The organism is Verrucosispora sp. NA02020, from assembly GCF_013364215.1.
In the GTDB taxonomy this organism is placed as follows: Bacteria; Actinomycetota; Actinomycetes; order Mycobacteriales; family Micromonosporaceae; genus Micromonospora.
Genome location: NZ_CP054923.1, coordinates 4,651,491 through 4,668,326 on the forward strand (window position 1 = coordinate 4,651,491; position 16,836 = coordinate 4,668,326).

17 protein-coding genes are annotated in these 16,836 nt (G+C 73.3%); 3 read left to right on the forward strand and 14 right to left on the reverse strand.

Annotation, left to right across the window (positions count from 1 at the left end):
* Positions 1–58: 58 nt before the first annotated feature.
* From HUT12_RS20285 to HUT12_RS20300, 4 genes are all read right to left on the reverse strand, one after another.
* A complete protein-coding gene (locus HUT12_RS20285; RefSeq protein WP_236145914.1) occupies positions 59–577 on the reverse strand; it encodes a hypothetical protein in 519 nt (172 codons plus the stop codon).
* Between the two features lie 112 nt (positions 578–689).
* Positions 690–2,474, reverse strand: coding sequence for a DUF4012 domain-containing protein (locus tag HUT12_RS20290; protein ID WP_176094372.1), 1,785 nt, complete (start codon positions 2,472–2,474; stop codon positions 690–692).
* Positions 2,475–2,544: 70 nt separating this feature from the next.
* Positions 2,545–3,804, reverse strand: a complete 1,260-nt coding sequence (locus HUT12_RS20295) for a glycosyltransferase family 4 protein (protein ID WP_131055241.1) — start codon at positions 3,802–3,804, stop codon at positions 2,545–2,547.
* Positions 3,786–3,968, reverse strand: a complete 183-nt coding sequence (locus tag HUT12_RS20300) for a hypothetical protein (RefSeq protein WP_131055240.1) — start codon at positions 3,966–3,968, stop codon at positions 3,786–3,788. The genes HUT12_RS20295 and HUT12_RS20300 overlap by 19 nt, the downstream gene beginning before the upstream one ends.
* On the opposite strand from HUT12_RS20300, the gene HUT12_RS20305 reads away from it, so the two are divergent.
* Positions 3,967–4,521 (forward strand): low molecular weight phosphatase family protein, encoded by a 555-nt coding sequence (locus HUT12_RS20305; protein WP_176094373.1) that lies wholly within the window; start codon positions 3,967–3,969, stop codon positions 4,519–4,521. The two genes, HUT12_RS20300 and HUT12_RS20305, sit on opposite strands and share 2 nt — an antisense overlap.
* On the opposite strand, the gene HUT12_RS20310 is transcribed toward HUT12_RS20305, so the two are convergent.
* The 10 genes from HUT12_RS20310 to HUT12_RS20355 all read right to left on the reverse strand — a co-directional run bounded on the left by HUT12_RS20310 (position 4,502) and on the right by HUT12_RS20355 (position 13,615).
* Positions 4,502–5,968 carry a polysaccharide biosynthesis tyrosine autokinase gene (locus HUT12_RS20310; protein WP_131054197.1) on the reverse strand — a complete coding sequence of 489 codons (1,467 nt, stop codon included), beginning with the start codon at positions 5,966–5,968 and terminating at the stop codon, positions 4,502–4,504. The two genes, HUT12_RS20305 and HUT12_RS20310, sit on opposite strands and share 20 nt — an antisense overlap.
* A 246-nt stretch (positions 5,969–6,214) precedes the next feature.
* Positions 6,215–6,502, reverse strand: coding sequence for a DUF1622 domain-containing protein (locus HUT12_RS20315; RefSeq protein ID WP_176094374.1), 288 nt, complete (start codon positions 6,500–6,502; stop codon positions 6,215–6,217).
* Positions 6,499–6,861 carry a DUF1622 domain-containing protein gene (locus HUT12_RS20320; protein WP_131054195.1) on the reverse strand — a complete coding sequence of 121 codons (363 nt, stop codon included), beginning with the start codon at positions 6,859–6,861 and terminating at the stop codon, positions 6,499–6,501. The genes HUT12_RS20315 and HUT12_RS20320 overlap by 4 nt, the downstream gene beginning before the upstream one ends.
* 46 nt (positions 6,862–6,907) lie before the next feature.
* Positions 6,908–7,495: a TMEM165/GDT1 family protein gene (locus tag HUT12_RS20325; RefSeq protein ID WP_131054194.1), complete on the reverse strand. Its 588-nt coding sequence runs from the start codon at positions 7,493–7,495 to the stop codon at positions 6,908–6,910.
* A 244-nt stretch (positions 7,496–7,739) separates the two neighbouring features.
* On the reverse strand, positions 7,740–8,705 hold the full coding sequence (egtD, locus tag HUT12_RS20330; RefSeq protein ID WP_176094375.1) for an L-histidine N(alpha)-methyltransferase: 966 nt from the start codon (positions 8,703–8,705) through the stop codon (positions 7,740–7,742).
* On the reverse strand, positions 8,702–9,487 hold the full coding sequence (gene egtC / locus HUT12_RS20335; protein WP_176094376.1) for an ergothioneine biosynthesis protein EgtC: 786 nt from the start codon (positions 9,485–9,487) through the stop codon (positions 8,702–8,704). Before egtC ends, egtD begins: the two co-directional genes overlap by 4 nt.
* A gap of 22 nt (positions 9,488–9,509) precedes the next feature.
* A complete protein-coding gene (gene egtB, locus HUT12_RS20340; RefSeq protein ID WP_176094377.1) occupies positions 9,510–10,844 on the reverse strand; it encodes an ergothioneine biosynthesis protein EgtB in 1,335 nt (444 codons plus the stop codon).
* Complete coding sequence (locus tag HUT12_RS20345) at positions 10,841–12,076, reverse strand: glutamate-cysteine ligase family protein (RefSeq protein WP_176094378.1); 1,236 nt, start codon at positions 12,074–12,076, stop codon at positions 10,841–10,843. Before HUT12_RS20345 ends, egtB begins: the two co-directional genes overlap by 4 nt.
* Before the next feature lie 155 nt (positions 12,077–12,231).
* Positions 12,232–13,008, reverse strand: coding sequence for a hypothetical protein (locus HUT12_RS20350; protein WP_176094379.1), 777 nt, complete (start codon positions 13,006–13,008; stop codon positions 12,232–12,234).
* A 1-nt stretch (position 13,009) separates the two neighbouring features.
* A complete protein-coding gene (locus HUT12_RS20355) occupies positions 13,010–13,615 on the reverse strand; it encodes an RNA polymerase sigma factor (protein ID WP_131054188.1) in 606 nt (201 codons plus the stop codon).
* A gap of 497 nt (positions 13,616–14,112) precedes the next feature.
* Between HUT12_RS20355 and HUT12_RS20360 the strand changes: the two genes are divergently transcribed.
* Together HUT12_RS20360 and HUT12_RS20365 are read left to right on the forward strand one after the other, a co-directional pair.
* On the forward strand, positions 14,113–15,468 hold the full coding sequence (locus tag HUT12_RS20360) for a serine/threonine-protein kinase (protein ID WP_176094380.1): 1,356 nt from the start codon (positions 14,113–14,115) through the stop codon (positions 15,466–15,468).
* 97 nt (positions 15,469–15,565) lie between these two features.
* Positions 15,566–16,828, forward strand: a complete 1,263-nt coding sequence (locus HUT12_RS20365) for a nucleotide sugar dehydrogenase (RefSeq protein ID WP_131056793.1) — start codon at positions 15,566–15,568, stop codon at positions 16,826–16,828.
* Positions 16,829–16,836: the final 8 nt, after the last annotated feature.

Consider the following 16,836-nt stretch of genomic DNA (forward strand, 5'->3'; position numbering starts at 1 on the left):
GAGGGATCGGCGGGCACCGGCACCGGTGCTCACTGCGGGACGGACCCGCGGTGTCGGATCAGTTCACGCTGCCGAAGCGGCGGCGGCGCCAGAGCACCGTGCCGAGCAGCATGACCGCGCCCGCGGCGACGAGACCGCCACCGACCTTCATCGGCGTGCTCGTGCTGCTGCCGGTGACCGGCAGGTGCGGCTTCTTCTTGTGCAGCACCCGGAGTTCGGTCGACGCGGTCCGGCCGGACTCCCGGCCGACGGCGGTGAAGGTGAGCAGACCGGTCACCGACGGGGTGTACCGGCGGCTGAACTCGCCCCGCCCGTTGGTCCGGGCCGTGAAGGTCAGCGGCGCGCTGGCCTGGAAGGCGACCGGGGCCATCGCGACGGTGCTGCCGTCGCTGCGGCGGGCGGTGCCGGCGGCGGGTGCCGCCAGCGGCCGGGTGGTGACGGTGATGTCGACCGTCTCGTTCGGCCCGAAGTTGCGGCCGGTCAGGATGACCGTCTCACCGAGGAAGATGGTGGGTCGGTTCACCGTGAGCGAGGCCAGCACCGGCGGGTAGGGCGGTGGCTGGGGTGTTCCACTCACGGATGGCGTCGGCTGCGGCTGCGCCGCCCCCGCCGCGGTCGGCACGGCTACCACGGCCAAACCGACCGTGAGCGCCATGATGATGCGGGATAGCCGCATTGTTGGTTCCCTCCTACTGAGTACAGCTTGGTGCGGTAACAACATGGGTGGTCCATGGGGTGGCGGTGGGCGTGAGCCACAGCTCGGCCGTGCCGCTGCCCGTCTTGCCGGTCAGCAACGAGACCTGCAGCGTCCGGGTGTCACCGGGTCCTGTCTCGACGTTCACCGTGGCCACCTGGCGGCGTCGCTCGGTGCCGTTGCCCACCGACGTCTCGGCACCGTCGAGGTGGGTGTCGAGCACCGCCCCGCCGGCCGGGCTGTAGACCGAGACCAGGGTCCGAACCGTGTACGGGTCTCCTGCCTGGGCCAACCCGAGCACCGACTCGGTGAGCCCCGAGGCGGGCGCGGTGGATCGCAACGTCACCCGGAGGTGCAGTTCGCGACGGCCGTCGGCGTGGCAGTCGCCGACGGTGAGGTCGGCGGTCTGCCGGAGGTAGTAGCCGAGCTTCGCGCCACTGCCGTCGTTGAGGAACACGCCGACAGTGGGCACGGTGTCCTGTTCCGGAAGCGTCCCGGCCATCCGGCTCTCGCCGAACACCCGCTGTTCCTCCGGACGGGCACTCCAGAACAGTATCCGACGTTCTTGTATAGAGCGGCTAAAAGCGGACAATAGCCCGTTCGGGTGTGTGTTGCGGGCGAAAAGGGTGTCGAACACGGTCGCGGCGGCGGAGGCGAAGAAGGTGTCCTGCTCCTCCGGGGCCATCCGCTGGTAGGTGTCGCTGAGCAGGGTCCGCACCGCGTTCTCCGCGCTGAGCGACACGCCGCCCGGCACCCGGACCGGCCCGGCGGCCTGCAACAGGTACGACAACACCACCGGGTCGACGGCGAGCACCCCGTCCACGGTGTCGCCGCTGTGCCGCCGGTACATCTCCCGGTAGAGCGCGGCGGCGGTCGGGAAGTGCGGGCTGAGGTTGACGTCGGCCGGGTACATGCCGGGCAGTTCGCCCCAGAGGGCCCGCTGCTCGGCCGGGATCTTCAACGGCTTGGCGAACATTCCCAGGCCGCTGCTGGCGCCCTGGTCGCCCATCTCGATGCGGCCCTTGTTCGCCCGGATCACCGCGTACGCGCCGAACATGCCGCCGGTGGCGCGCAACTCCGCCGAGTTCTGCGACACGAGCAGGTACTGTCGCGCGCCGTCCACCCCGAGCAGCGGCGGCAGCAGTCGGGTGGCCTTGCCGGCCGCCGAGGTCATGGTGGCCAGCCGGTCGATCTCGCCGCGCAGTTCCTGGAGCGCCTCGCGTACCTGCCCGACCAGCCGGTCGGCGGGCACGGTGGACAGCTCGGCGCGGATCCGCTGGACGGTCGCGTCCACCTCGACCAGTTCGTCACCGACCCCGTGCAGCCCGGTCAGGTCCAGCCGACCCTCGCGCGGCACCAGACCGCCGAGGTCGACCCGCAGCAGCGCCGGGAACGCCTGGCGGGCCAGGTCGTCGACCGCGATGGAGATCTGCCGGACGGCGGCGAGGTTGGCGCCCGCGTACGGCGTGTGCTGGGCCGTCCACCAGCCGGGGTCGGCGGTGGCCTGACGGGCGGCGCCGGACTGCACCTGCAACGCGGCGAGGGTCCGCTGCGCCCGGTCGGTGTCGCCGCCGACCAGGTGCGCGCTCAGTTCACCGGCCAACCCGGCGGCGTTGACCAGGTGCGCCCGGGCCTGCCAGCCCCGGAACCCCACCCATCCGGTCACGCCCGCCACCAGCGAGCCGACCACCAGCGTGACGAGCAGGGCACGGCGCAGTCGGGTCCGCCGCCGCCGGCGCGACCGGCCACGGGTACGGCGCGGGCTCTCGCTCTCCGTCACACCACTCTCCACTCCGAAATTCGGACAGAAGCCACCATTGTTCCTAACAGGTAACGACTGTGTTGGTGAATTAATGACGCTCTTGGGTCATATGTGAGTTTCGGTCGCGGCTCGTGTTCCGGGGCGGGGTGCCGGCCGCCGTCCGCAGCAGCGCCTCGATGCGGTCCACCCCGGCCCGCAACGACATCTCCCGCAGGTACGCCTCCCGGCCGCGTCGCCCCATCTCGGCGCGGGCCGGTGGCGGGATGTGCGCGGCCAGCCAGAACCGGTCCGCCAACGTGGCCCAGTCCTCCGGCGGGCAGGAGAGCCCGGCACGGGTCCGCTCGACCAGGGCGGCCGTGTCCCCACCGGTCGACGCGACCACCGGCGCGCCGCAGGCGAGCGCCGCCTGGAGCTTGTCCGGCACGGCACTGCGCAGCGCCGGCAGGTTCCGGGACATGACCAGCTGGTAGTCGGCGGCGGCGTACATCTCCGGCATGTCCAACGGCGAGCGCCGGTCGACGAACCGGACGTTGTCCGCGCGCAGTTCGTCGGCGAGCCCCCGCACCCGCCGCTCGTCCGCGCCCGAGCCCACCAGGACCAGGTCCACGGTCCGGTCCAGCGCCACCGCCGCCCGTACCGCCGTCTCCAGTCCCTGCCGCGCCCCGATGGTGCCGGCGTGCATCACCACGCACCGGTCGTCGCGGCGCACCAGACGGCGCGCGGCCGGGCCGGCCGTGGCGGGCAGGAAGATCCGCTCGTCGGTCCAGTTCAGCACCACCCGGACCTTGGCCGCGTCGACCCCGACCCCGACGACCGCGTCCCGCAACGACGGCGCGGTCACCGCCACCACCGTGGCCGCCTGGTAGGTCCGGGTCATCGCCGCACGCACCCGGGCCGCCCACCGCCCGTCGCCGCCGTCCGGCAGGTCCTCGGCCCACACGTCCGGCACGTGCAGCACCAGCGGCACCGGACCGAGCAGGCGCAGCAGGGCCGCCGTGGCGAACGCGGTGGCCGGCGGCTGGTGCACGTAGAGCACGTCGACGCCGGCGAGGAACCGGCGGCCGACCAGCGCCGCGCTGCCGGCGAAGGAGAGCCAGGAGGCCATCCGGCCGCGCGGCGTGAGGTCGCCGGTGCTGTACCGGGGCACCCGCCGCACGGTCAGTCCCCGACTGCGCGTCTCGTGCCGCCAGCGCTGGCGCCACCCCGGGTACACGTGCCCGCCCGGGTAGTCCGGAAAGCCGGTCAGCACCCGCACCTCGTGGCCCCGGGCGGTCAACTCCTCGGCGAGGCTGCCGGGGATGAAGGCCGGTTCCGGCGGGAAGTGGTACGTCAGCAGGCCGATCCGCATCCCGCCACCTCCCCTGCCGGGTGCCGGTCCGGCGCGGCGGCCGGGGACAGCGGCGGCCCGGCTGCGTACCATCGCGGCAACCCCTCACCGGGCGCCCGCCACCGGCGGTCGTCCCCCGTCGCGGCGCTGCCGCCGGCGGCCACGTCGTCGAAGGGGTCACCCATGCTCACCGGGGTGCTGTTCGTCTGCCACGCCAACCTGTGCCGGTCGCCGATGGCCGAGTACACCGCACGTCGCCTGCTCGCCGGGCGTCCGCTGACCGTCGCGAGCGCCGGCACCGACGCCGTCGAGGGCCTGGAGATGCACCCGTACGCTGCCGAGATCGCCGCCGAGACCGGTGCGGAACCGACGGAGTTCCGGAGTCGACGGCTGGTCCCCGCCCACCTCACCGAGGCGGTGCTGGTGCTGACCGCCACCCGGCGCCAACGGTCGCTCTGCACCTCGCTGGCGCCGGCGGCGCTGCACCGGACGTTCACGGTGCGCCAGTTCGGCCGGCTCGCCGCAGCGGCGGAACCCGCCACGGACGAGCCGGACGACTCGCTCGCGGCCGCGGTGGCCGCCGCCGCCCTGGCCCGGGGGCGGCTGCAACCCGCCCCGGCGGACGCCGACGACCTGCGCGACCCGGTCGCCGGTACGCCCGCCGACTTTCGCGCCTGCGCGGAGGAGATCGAGCGGTCGCTGCGCCCGCTGGCGGCGCTCATCGGGGCAGCCGGGTGAGTTCCTGGGTGTGATCGGGCAGGTCGGCCACCGGCTTGCGTTCGGCGTGCCGACCGGCTCCGGCCCGTTCGCCCGTCGCCGTCGTCGGCGCCGGTGTCTCGGCGACCACCCGGTACGCCTCGTACTGGTAGGCCTCCGCCTTGGGCACCCGGGCCATGTTCAGCACGCAGCCGAGCAGCCGCACCGAGACCGAGTGCAGTGCCCGGGCCGCCGCGGCCACCTGTGCCCGTGAGGTACGCCCCTGCTGGGTGACCAGCAACGCGCCGTCGGCCTGCACCGCGACCACCACACCGTCGGTGACCGCGAGCAGCGGCGCGGTGTCGATGATGACGATGTCGGCGGACTCGCGCAGGGCGGTCAGCAGGTCGGACATGGCCTTGGAGCCGAGCAGTTCGCTCGGGTTCGGCGGGGCCGAGCCGCTCGGCAGCACCAGCAGCGACTTGTCACCCCAGCGCTGGACCACGTCGCCGACCTGCACGTCACCGACGAGCACGTCGGTCAGCCCGACGCCGGAGTCGATGCCCAGGTAGTCGCCGACCTTCGGCCGGCGCAGGTCGGCGTCGACCAGCAGGACCCGCCAGCCCGCCTCGGCCAGCGCGATGGCCAGGTTGCACGACATGGTGGTCTTGCCCTCGCCCTGCAACGCGCTGGTGACGGCGATGACCCGGGCGGGTTCGTGCACGTCGACGAAGCGCAGGTTGGTGCGGAGCTTGCGGACCGCCTCGGCGCGCGCCGAGGTGGCGGCGTCGCCGACGATCAGCGGGGCGGTGCGGGCGCTGGGGTCGATCGGGATCTCGCCGAGCAGCGGGCTGCCGGTCACCCGTTGCAGACCGGCGGCGTCGCGCAGGCGGACGTCGGCCATGCCGCGCAGGATCGCCAGGGCCACGCCCGCGAGCAGGCCGATCAGGGTGCCGATCGCGGTGTTGCGCAACGGCTGCGGCGAGACCGGGGTGGGGGTGACCCGGGGGCCGCTGACCACCTCGATCTTGATGGGTCCGGCGGTGCCGTCCGGCCGGGCCTCGACCTTCTGCACGAGTTCGACGAACTTCGCCGAGAGCGCCTCGGTCACCCGCAGCGCGCGGGTCTGGTCGGTGTCGGTCACCGACGCCCGCAGCAACACGGTGCCGGTCTCGGTCGAGGTGCTGACCCGCTGCTGGACCTCCTCGGCGGTGAGCCCGAGTTGGTTGTCCGCGACGGCGGCCTGCGCCAGCCGGTCGCTGGTGAGCAGTTCGGCGTAGGACTTGACGCGCTGTTGCAGGAAGAGACCACCCTGGTAGGCGTCGGTGACGCCCTGGCTCGGGGTGGTGACGAAGAAGGTGACCGAGGCGACGTAGCGAGGCTGCGCCCGAACGGTGACCAGGGCGGTCAGCCCGAGGGCCACCACGAGGGTGACCAGGACGATCCACCAGCGCTGGCGCACGAGACGCAGTTGGCGGTACAGGTCCATCAGGCGCGCCTCCGTACCGGGCCGGTAACGCCAAAGAAACTCACGAAAACCCCCAAGGTCTACTTAAATCTCGTGAACCATTAAAGCCGCTCATAAGCGTTATGTCCGGAGTTAGGGGTTTTCCTCGGCAGAGGACCGCGCCCGCAATGCCCAACCGGACCGACCGTCCGTCGGAATCGCCTCGCCACCGGGAAAAATGCGATTTCCCCGCCGGGCCGTGCTCAGCCCTCGGGGCACTCGGCCGAATCAGCGGCCGGAGGCCCGGCCGATCCGACCGGCCGGGCCTCCCGGTCCGGCGGACCAGCGGAAGTTCTCCGTCAACGCGCTGCTGAGCATCCGCCGCAGCAGCACGATCACGACGGTGGCGGCCAGTTCCCGCCAGGTCTGCTCCCCGGTCAGCCGCAGCAGACCGGCGGCGACGAGCATGTCCAGCAGGATCCGCAGCGCCGTCGACCGGGATCCGGTGGTGACCAGCGCGATCCCGGCGCCGAGTACGCCGAGCGCCGCGACGACCGTGGCCAGCGCCTGGATCACGACGCCCGCCCCGGCCGACCGACCTGCTCCTGCTCGTGCTCGATCTCCCGGCCCAGGACGTGGTTCAGCACGGTCCGGATGGCGGCGATCGCGGCGAGCTGACCGATCTGGGTGAAGGTCGGCGACAGCGCGGTCCGCAGGATGTCCGCCGCCAACTGGAACTCCAGTCCGAGCACCAGGAAGCGGCCGAGCGTCAACCGGATCCGGGTGAACACGGTCGCGTCGCGGTAGCGGACCCCGTCCACCACGAACCGCAGCGCGGCCCAGGCCGCCCCGACGACGATCACCGCCGCGCCGACCAGCTCCACCGCGATCACCAGCCAGTGGTGACCCCGTTCCAGGAGTACGTCGACGTTCACGCGGGCGACTACCCGGCGGGGCCCCGGGTAGTCGGCTCCCGCCGGGTCAGGTCAGTTCCGCGACCGCCTCCACGATCAGCCAGATGCCGCTGATCGCGAACAGCGCGGCGGCACCGTACTTGATGGTCCGCTCCGGCAGCCGGCGACCGAGCAGCCGGCCGACGACGATGGCGAGCGCGTCGGCGGCCACCATGCCGATGGTCGAGCCGACCCAGGTGCCGAACCAGCCGTACTGGGTGGCCAGGGTGATCGTGGCGAGCATGGTCTTGTCACCCAGTTCGGCGAGGAAGAACGCGACACCGACGGCGAAGATCGCCGACTTGCCGCCCTTGGCCGCCTTGCGCTTCTCCTCCTCGGTGAGCGTGTCCCCGCGCAGTGTCCAGAGGCCGAAGCCGATGAAGGCCAGACCCGCCAGGAGCGAGATCCAGCCGGTGGGCAGCGCGGCACCCAGCCCGACACCGATCGCCACCGAGGCCAGGTGCACCACGGCGGTGGCGACGGTGATGCCGATCAGGATCGGCACGGTGCGGTATCTGGTGGCGAATGCCAGAGCCATGAGCTGGGACTTGTCTCCCAGCTCGGCAACGAAGATCACGCCGAAGCTGACTGCCAGCGCGACGAGGAACCCCTCCATGACGTCCTTCCGGATCAGGCCGGGAGGAGGATCTGGGGCGCCCTCGACCCGGCTGTTGAGCCTGGGTCGAAGGTCTCGCCCGCCCCGTGATGAACGAGGCCGCGTGGCCGGATGCGGAACGCACCAGTATGTCGACCACGGCGTTGCGGGCTACTCCCCTTCGCTGCCGCACAGCCTAGCCGATCGCCGACCGGTCGGGCCGCCGGGTGACCCGACACACCTCCGGAGTCGTGCGTCCGCCGGTTCAGTCCGCGCGGGCCAGGGTCACGCCGAACAGGTCGTCGGGGTCGGTCCAGAAGCGCTCGGCCTGGAACCCTGCCGAGGCAAGCTCCGCCGCGATCCCCTCCGGGCGGAACTTCGCCGACACCTCGGTCCGCAGTTCCTCCCCCTCGGCGAAGGCGACGTCCAGGTCGAGCACGCGTACCCGGACCGGCCGCTGCGCCCGCAGCCGCATCTCGATCCACTCCTGCTCCGGGTCCCAGAGCGCGACGTGGGCGAAGGCGGCCGGGTCGAAGTCGGCGTCCAGTTCGCGGTTGAGCACCCGCAGCACGTTGCGGTTGAACTCCGCGGTCACCCCCGCCGCGTCGTCGTACGCGGGCACGATCACCGCCGGGTCCTTCACCAGGTCGGTACCGACCAGCAGCCAGTCCCCCACCTCCAACGCGGCCCGCATCCGGGCGAGGAAGTCGGCCCGCTCGGCCGGCAGCAGGTTGCCGACGGTGCCGCCGAGGAAGATCACCAGCCGCCGCCCACCGGCGGGCAGCCGGTCCAGGTGCCGGGTGAAGTCACCGACGATGCCGCGGACCCGCAGCCCCGGGTAGTCGGCGGCGAGCGCGGCGGTGGACGCGGCGAGCGCGCTGGCCGACACGTCCAGGGGTACGAACGTGCCCAGCCCGCGCCGCCGGGTGAAGGCGTCCAGCAGCAGCCGGGTCTTCTCCGACGAACCGGAGCCGAGCTCGATGAGCGTCTTCGCGCCGGTCAGCTCCGCGATCTCGGTCGCGTGGGCGGCCAGCACCGCGCGTTCGGCCCGGGTCGGGTAGTACTCGGGCAACCGGGTGATCTCCTCGAAGAGTTCGCTGCCCCGCGCGTCGTAGAACCACTTCGGCGGGAGCCACTTCGGGTCGGCGGTCAGCCCGACCCGGACGTCGTGCCGGAGGCTGCGGCCGATGTCCCGGTCGTCGAGGTGGATCTCCAATGGCTCGGTGCTCATCCGTCTTGCCTTCCGTCGGGCGGTCGATGGTGGTCGGGCCGGGGCAGCGGGCGCAGGTGCATCCCGGTGGCGGTGGCGGTGACGAGGTGACCGTCCGGCAGCTCCCGCCAGGCCGGGTCGTCGTCGTGCGGTTCCGAGGCCAGCAGCACGGAGTCCGGCGTGGTGCGGACGGACAGGGCGTGCCCGGCCACGCTGGCGACCACCGTCCGGCCGTCGGTGAGCAGCAGGTTGAGCCGCGACCCCGGGGCCGCTGCGGCGACCGAGGTGACCGTCTCGGCGACCGCCTGCCCGGGCGGCAGGCCGGCGCGCAGCCGATGCCGGACCAGCGCCCACAGCAGCGCCGAGTCGGTGGCGGCGTCCAGCGTGAGCAGGTCGCGTACGGGCAGGGCGGTGGCCAGCGGCACCACCGCGTCCGGCCAGCCGCGCACCACGCCGTTGTGGCTGAACAGCCACCGGCCCTCGGCGAAGGGCGCGGCGGCGGCGTCCACCACCGCCATGCCGACCGTGGCCGAACGGACCGCGGCCAGCACCGCACCGGACGAGGTGACCGCCGCCAGGTCGGCGATGGTCGGGTCGCTCCAGATCGGCTGCGCCCGCCGGTACCGCACCGGGTCACCGCCGGTCGGCGGGTACCAGCCGACCCCGAACCCGTCCGCGTTGATCGTCCCGCCGCCCCGCATGTCGCGGGGCGCCCAGGACTGGCGGACCAGCGCGTGCGGCGGGTCGAACAGCAACTCGCGCAGCGTCCGTGGCGGCCCGAGGTAGGCCAGGTGGCGGCACATCAGGCCGCCCCGGACACGACCGTCACCGGTCGGCCTCCTCGGGCCGGGCGTCGCGGGCACAGCGGAAACCGCTGAAGATCTGCCGGCGGATCGGGTAGTCCCAGTTGCGGAAGGTGCCCCGGCAGGCCGCCCGGTCGGTGCCGAACGACCCGCCGCGCAGCACCCGGTAGTCGTCGCCGAAGAAGACCTCGGAGTACTCCCGGTAGGGGAAGGCGGCGAAGCCGGGATAGCCCCGCAGCGGCGTCGACACCCACTCCCACACGTCGCCCACGAGCTGGTGCACGCCGAGCGGCGACGCCCCGGCCGGGTACGCGCCGACCGGCGCCGGCCACAGGTGCCGCTGACCCAGGTTGGCGTGCACCGAGGTGGGGTCGCCGTCGCCCCACGGGTAACGGCGGGACCGGCCGGTGGACGGGTCCCAGCGGGCCGCCTTCTCCCACTCCGCCTCGGTGGGCAGCCGCTTGCCGGCCCAGGTGGCGTACGCGTGTGCCTCGTGGAAACAGACGTGCACCACCGGTTCGTCGTCGCGGACCCGGTCCCACCGGCCGAACCGCTGGTAGGCCCAGCCGTCGCCGTCGCGCCGCCAGTGCATCGGCGCGCCCAGGCCGGCCTCCTGCCGGTGCCGCCAGCCCGCCGCGCTCCACCACCGCGGGTCGTCGTACCCGCCGTCGGCGATGAACTCCCGGTACGCCCCGTTGGTCACCGGGGCGGCGTCGATCACGTACGCGGGCAGCTCGACCCGGTGGGCCGGGCGTTCGTTGTCCAGCGCCCACGGGTCCGTGTCGGTGCCCATGGTGAACGGGCCGGCCGGCACCAGCACCTCCCCGGCCACCCGGGCGGTCGGCTCGGGCGGCGGCGGCGCGTGCAGCACCGCGGGGCCGGAGCGCAGTTGGTGGGTGGCGAGCATCGTCTCGTCGTGCTGCTGCTCGTGCTGCACGATCATCCCGAACGCGAAACCGTCGGTGACCAGTCGGCGATCCTCGAAGGAGACGCTGTCGAGCAGGTCGTACACCTTGTCGCGGACCGTCGACACGTACGCCCGCGCCTCGGTCGGCGGCAGCAACGGCAGCGACGGCCGGTCCTTGCGCGGCTGCTTGAAGGCGTCGTAGAGCTCGTCGATGTCGCACCGGACCGGTTCGCGTCCGCCGACGTCCCGGACCAGCCAGAGTTCCTCCTGGTTGCCGATGTGGGCGAAGTCCCAGACCAGCGGGGACATCAGTGGCGAGTGCTGGCGGGCCAGGTCGCCGTCGTCGACCGCCTCGGTCAGCCCGACGGTGCGGGCCCGGGTGCGGTCCAACTCCGAGGCGATCCGGGCGCGCAGGTCCTCCGCGCCGAGGCCGGTGGTGGTGTCGGTCATCGCTGCCTCCTCTGGGCGGCGTCACGCCGTCGTCGTACTCCCTGGTCGATCTCGTCGTGCAGCGCCGCCGGCAGGTCGAGCCGGGGCAACGCCGTCAGGGCCAGGTCGAGCAGGCCCACGGCGACGGTGGCCAGGCACGGGTCGTGCAGGCCGTGCCGGGCCGCGACGAGCCAGCGGTCGGCCACCGGGGCGGCCAGTGCCAGCGCGGACTCGGTGGTGTCGGTGGTGCCGAGCAGGGCGGCGAGCACCGCCGGCGGCAGCGTCCACCCGCGCCCGGGTTGGGTGTCGAAGTAGCGCAGTTCCAGGTAGCCACGGGGCCGCACCGGCGGGAACAGCGTGCTGACGTGGTATTCCAGGTCGTCGACGGTCGGCGGGCGGGGTAACGCACCGTCGATCCAGTCGGTGAACGTCACGTCCGGCGGCGGGGTCCAGTCGCCGCTGTCGTCCCGTACGCAGAGCAGCGGAGCGGCCAGTGCGTACCGGGTCCAGGCGGCGACCGGGTCGACACCGGCCACCTCGGGTGTCCAGACCGGCGCGGTGCGGGCCGGGTCGATCCGCGCCCAGGCGCCCATCCGGGCCGACGCCCACCCGGTGTTCCGGCCGGCGTGCCGGTCGGCGGTGGCGAAGGCGGCCAGCAGCGGTGGCCCGGCCGCGTGCGCCAGCGCCCACCGGGCGGCGACCTGCTCGGGCCGACCCGCGTCGAGGCAGACCTGGAGGCCGGCGGTGCTGTACATCATCGTCCGGCCGTCCGGGCCGTGCCGGTCGAAGACCCGGCGCATGGCCCGGTAGCGGGGTGTGTCGATCACCGGCTGCGGGTGCCGGTGCGCGTCGATGCCGGCGCGTCCGAGGCGCAGGCCGGCGGCGTCGAGCAGACGGGTGACCTGGTCGATGTCGGACTGGGTGGCGTCGATCAGGTCGGCGACGGAGGCTTGCGGCGGGGTGGAGATCTCCACCTGCCCGCCGGGCTCGACGGTCACCGTGCCGCCCCGCAGCAGTCGGCGGGCGGGGCTGGTCCGATCAAGTGTGGTGGGGCTGTAGGGCCCCAGTGCCGCTCTCAGCCGGGCGGCGTCGACGGGACGCGTGGGGTCGACGGCCTCGTGGACCGTCCATTCGAGCTCGACACCGGTGTAGGTCGGTGGGCCGGTCTTGAAGCAGATCCGGGCAAGATGTCGGGCGGCTGCGGCGCGGTCCCGCAGCACGGGTATGTGATCGATTTCCGGTGAGGTAACCACGCGATGGCTCCCTTGTCCGATACCGGCTCGGCAAGCGTCACCGTAACGCGTCGCGGTGACACTTTCACGATGTCGACGGTTCCGTCGAACCGAATTCACGTTCCCGTCGCAATCGGTGGGCCGGCGGCCGACCCGTGCCACGGGTCCCGCAGCCGCTAGCCGGTGGCGGACGTGTCGTCCGGGTCGGCACCGTGCTTGGCCAGCCAGTCCGGGTCGACCTCGGCCAGCAGAGCCCGGCAGTAGGCCGCGACGTTGTCGGCACCACCGGCCGCGTCCCGCAGGTCGGCGAAGCCGGGACTCTCCATCGCCTTCTCCCGCTGCCGCTCGGACTTCGACAGGTACGACCGGCAGTGGCCGGCGTTGCCGGAGTCCACCGGCCCGACGTACGCCGACGCCTGCGGTGTGCCCGTCTCCGACGGGCTCGGCGAGCCGGTCGGCGACGCGGTCGGCGAGGGCGACGCGGTGGGGGACGTGCTCCCGGTCGGGTCGGCGGTGGTGGGCGGCCGACTCTCGGACGGGGTCGGGCTGGTGGGCGCGGAGGTCTCGACGGGGGCGGAGGTGGCCGGCGGCACCGGTGGCGGCGACGGACGGTCGAGGTTGACCGCGGCGAGGGCGGCCCCGGCGGTGGCGGTGGCCGCGACACCGGCGATCCAGGCCAGCGCACCGACGGTGAGGCGGCGGCGACGCGGCCCGACCGACGGCGAGGCGGCCGGTGCCTCCCCCTGCCGGGCCGCGCGGAACGCGGCGAGAGCGGCCTGTTCCCCGGCGAGTTCGTCGTCACGCGGCGGGGCGGCGGCGGCCCGCAACAGCCCGGCGAGCGGGGCCTCCGACCCGGGTGCCGACGGGGTGGCGGTGGCGTCGAGCAGCCGGTCGTACGCGGCCCGGGAGACGGTCGTGCCCGACCGACGCCACCTCATCCAGTGTGCCCGCATGTCAGCCGTCCACCGGCTCGGCGTGCGGCGTCTGTGCGGGACCGGTGCGCGGACGCGGGACGCCGCCCTGCGCGGCCTGCCGGTCCAGCATCAGCGCCAGCCGGCGCAGCCCCCGGTGCGCGGCGGTCCGGACCGCTCCAGCGCGGCGGCCGAGCACCCGTCCGGCGGTCGCGGCGTCGAGTCCCACGACCGCGCGCAACAGGACCGCCTCGGCCTCACGGGGTGGCAGGCTGGCGATCATGGCGAGGGCGGCCTCCGTGCCGATGGTCTCCCCGGCGCGTTCGGCGGTGTCGGCGTCGCCGGCCAGTTCGCTGAGTTCCTGCACCGGCACCGGGAGTGCCGGGCGACGGCGCTGCCGCCGCAGGTGGTCCATGGCCCGGTTGCGGGCGATGGTGACGACCCAGGCACGGAACTCTCCACCAGTGAAATTGGGCAGGTCGCGGGCGACCTGCAACCACGTCTCCGAGGCCACGTCCTCGGCGTCCGCGCCGACCAACGCGGTCAGGTACCGCAACAGCCCCGGCTGGAGGCTGCGATAGAGGAAGCGGAAGCCGTCCTCGTCCCCGTTCTTGGCCGCCTCGACCGCCTGGCTCAGTTCACCGGTCATGGCCCTGCCGCTTCCGTCCACCGGTTCTCTCGGGGGGCGTGGGTCCGGCGGGCGATCCGGTGCCGGCCAGGTCCACGACCCGGACCTCTTCCCGCACCCCGCCCCCGTGACCTCTTCGCTGACGGACCGCCGTGGCCCGGAAGCGGATTTTTCCCGACAGCGTCGCGATCCACAACCACCAGCGGCACGTTCGCGAGCCCGCCGGATCGGCCTGACGTTAGAGCGTCCGCCGAGGTCGGACAAGCTGCCGGCGGCCGGCGGGCACAGTGACAATTCTCCACCGGGTCGCACGGTGTTTCGCCGTAACGAACCACGGTCCGCCGACGCTACCTCCGACAGGCCCGGCCGTCTGACCTCGAACGGTCCGTGGGCCACCCTCGTGTCGTGACTCACAGTACACGCCACCTCACGACACGCCCCGTGTCGGGCACGGTCGACGGTAAGATGCGTCGCCATGCCGGCGCGCCCTTCGGCCCCCTTGTGGGTACGGTGGTGCCGTGTTGTCTTCGGAGGTCGTACTCAGCGGTCGGTACCGCCTGGACGAACGTGTCGCCACCGGCGGCATGGGTGACGTCTGGCGCGCGTCCGACCTGATCCTCGGCCGGCAGGTCGCGGTGAAGGTGCTGCTGCCCTCGCTGGTCTCCGACCCCGACTTCATCGCCCGCTTCCGCGCCGAGGCCCGGATCATGGCGGCGCTGCGCCACCCGGGCATCGTCCAGGTCTACGACTGCGGCGAGGACGACCTGCCCGACGGCGGCCGGGCCGACTACCTGGTCATGGAGTACGTCACCGGCCAGCCACTGTCCAAGCGGATCGAGGCCGAGGGTCGCCTGGACGTGGGGCTGGCGATGTCGGTGGTGGCGCAGGCGGCACAGGCGCTGCACGCCGCGCACCTCGGCGGCATCGTGCACCGCGACGTGAAGCCGAGCAACCTGCTGGTGCAGGAGGACGGCACGGTCGTCCTGGTCGACTTCGGGGTGGCCCGGTCCGCCAACGTGACGAGCATCACCAGCACCAACGCGGTGCCCGGCACCGCGCTCTACATGGCGCCCGAACAGGCCGCCGGGCGCCCGGTCTCCGGCGCGACCGACCTGTACGCGCTCGGTGCCGTCGCCTTCTGCTGCCTGACCGGCAGCCCGCCCTTCACCGGGGACAACCCGCTCCAGGTCGCCGTCCGGCACCTCGACGACCCGCCGCCGGACCTGCCGCCCGACATCCCGGAGGCGGTCCGGGTGCTGGTCGCCCGCGCGCTCGCCAAGGATCCGGCCGACCGGTTCAGCAGCGGCGCGACGATGGCCGAGGCGGCGCGGGCCGCGGTCTCCGACGGGTCGCTGCCGACCGCGATGGTCCCTGTCGCCGGAGCGGTACGCGAGGCCGGCCCGGACACCCGCACGGACGTCCCGGCGGGCGGGGTCGCCCCGCCCGCTCGGCGGCGGCGCGGCGCGCTCGTCGGCGCGCTCACCGCCGTACTGGTCGGCTTCGTGGCCCTCGGTGCCGCGCTCGGCGCGACCAGCGATGCCAACACCCCGGCGGTGAAGCTGCCGACCAGTTCGCCGAGCCCCGACGCCACCGGGCCCGCCGAGACGTCGGCGAGCACCGAGGAGAGCAGCCCCTCCCGGGTGCCGCCGCTGCGTCCGGCCGGCTCCACGGGCAGCCCGACCGGGTCGCCGTCGGCGCAGCCGAGCAGCCCGACGCCGAGCGAGCCGAGCGGGTCCGCGTCGCCGACGCCCAGCGCGACCAGCCCCGAGCCGACCACGCCCAGCTCCACGCCGTCGCAGACGCCCGGCACCACGCCGACCACCACCACGGCCCCGCCGCCGGTCGACCCGCCGGACAACGGCGAGGCGAGCTGAGTCCCACCCGCCCCTATATCACCGAAACGGACGTACGGGGTCACACTCCGCTCTAAGCTCCTGACCAGCAGGTATTTTCTACCGGTCAGGAGCTCGGGTGAGCCAGGAGAAGTTGGTCGTCATCGGGCAGGGGTACGTCGGTCTGCCGCTGGCCATGCGCGCCGTCGAAGCCGGCCTGGACGTGGTCGGCCTCGACGTCGACACCGACCGGGTCAAGCGGCTCGCCTCGGGTGAGTCGTTCGTGGCGGACATCCCCGCCGACCGGCTCGGCCGGGCCCTGTCCACCGGCCGGTACCGGCCCAGCAGCGAGTACGCCGACGCGCGCGACTTCGACATCTGCGTCATCACGGTGCCCACCCCCCTGCGGGACGGCACGCCGGACCTGAGCTACGTGGAGCAGGCCGGCAGCGGCATCGCACCGTACCTGCGGCCCGGCTGCACGGTGATCCTCGAATCCACCACCTACCCGGGCACCACCGAGGAGCTGCTGCGTCCGCTCCTGGAGTCGGCCAGCGGTCTGCGCAGCCCCGGCGACTACCACCTCGGGTACAGCCCGGAGCGGATCGACCCGGGCAACCCGAGCTGGCGGCTGGAGAACACCCCGAAGGTGGTCTCCGGAGTCGACGAGGTCTCCCTGGCCCGGGTGGACGAGTTCTACCGGCGGCTGGTGGAGCGTACGGTCCCGGTCGACTCGACCCGGGTGGCCGAGTTGACGAAGCTGATCGAGAACACCTTCCGCCAGGTCAACATCGCCCTGGTCAACGAGCTGACGATGCTGTCGCACCAGCTCGACATCGACGTCTGGCAGGCCATCGACGCGGCCGAGACCAAGCCGTTCGGCTTCATGCCGTTCCGGCCCGGCCCCGGCGTCGGCGGGCACTGCCTGCCGATCGACCCGTGCTATCTGTCCTGGCAGGTCAAGCGACGCCTGGGCCGGCAGTTCCGGTTCATCGAGCTGGCCAACGACATCAACCACGAGATGCCCGAGCACGTGGCACAGCGGGTGATGGCCGGGCTGAACCGCTCCGGCCGCGCGGTCAGCGGCGCGCGGTTGCTGCTGCTCGGGCTGGCGTACAAGCGCAACACCGGCGACATGCGCGACTCCCCGGCGGTGGACGTGGCCCGGCGGCTGCGGGACCTCGGTGCCGAGGTCCGCGCGGTGGAGCCGTACGCCGAGGCGCACCACCTGCCGGACGGGGTGCTGATCGTGGACCTGACCGAACGCGAGCTGCGCGAGGCCGACGGCGTGGTGGTGGTGACCGACCACGACGCGTTCGACTACGACCTGGTGGCCCGGGAGTCCCGGTACGTCTTCGACACCCGCGACCGCTGCACCGGCCCCACCGTCGAACGCCTCTGACCTCCCGC

Bases quoted from the DNA above. Each gene is read 5' to 3' on its own strand.
- egtC (WP_176094376.1), bottom strand. From the start codon at position 9,487: ATGTGCCGCCACCTGGCCTACCTCGGGCCGCCACGGACGCTGCGCGAG.
- HUT12_RS20355 (WP_131054188.1), bottom strand. From the start codon at position 13,615: ATGACCGGTGAACTGAGCCAGGCGGTCGAGGCGGCCAAGAACGGGGAC.
- egtD (WP_176094375.1), bottom strand. From the start codon at position 8,705: ATGAGCACCGAGCCATTGGAGATCCACCTCGACGACCGGGACATCGGC.
- egtB (WP_176094377.1), bottom strand. From the start codon at position 10,844: ATGACCGACACCACCACCGGCCTCGGCGCGGAGGACCTGCGCGCCCGG.
- HUT12_RS20300 (WP_131055240.1), bottom strand. From the start codon at position 3,968: ATGGGTGACCCCTTCGACGACGTGGCCGCCGGCGGCAGCGCCGCGACG.
- HUT12_RS20350 (WP_176094379.1), bottom strand. From the start codon at position 13,008: ATGCGGGCACACTGGATGAGGTGGCGTCGGTCGGGCACGACCGTCTCC.
- HUT12_RS20305 (WP_176094373.1), top strand. From the start codon at position 3,967: ATGCTCACCGGGGTGCTGTTCGTCTGCCACGCCAACCTGTGCCGGTCG.
- HUT12_RS20295 (WP_131055241.1), bottom strand. From the start codon at position 3,804: ATGCGGATCGGCCTGCTGACGTACCACTTCCCGCCGGAACCGGCCTTC.
- HUT12_RS20310 (WP_131054197.1), bottom strand. From the start codon at position 5,968: ATGGACCTGTACCGCCAACTGCGTCTCGTGCGCCAGCGCTGGTGGATC.
- HUT12_RS20325 (WP_131054194.1), bottom strand. From the start codon at position 7,495: ATGGAGGGGTTCCTCGTCGCGCTGGCAGTCAGCTTCGGCGTGATCTTC.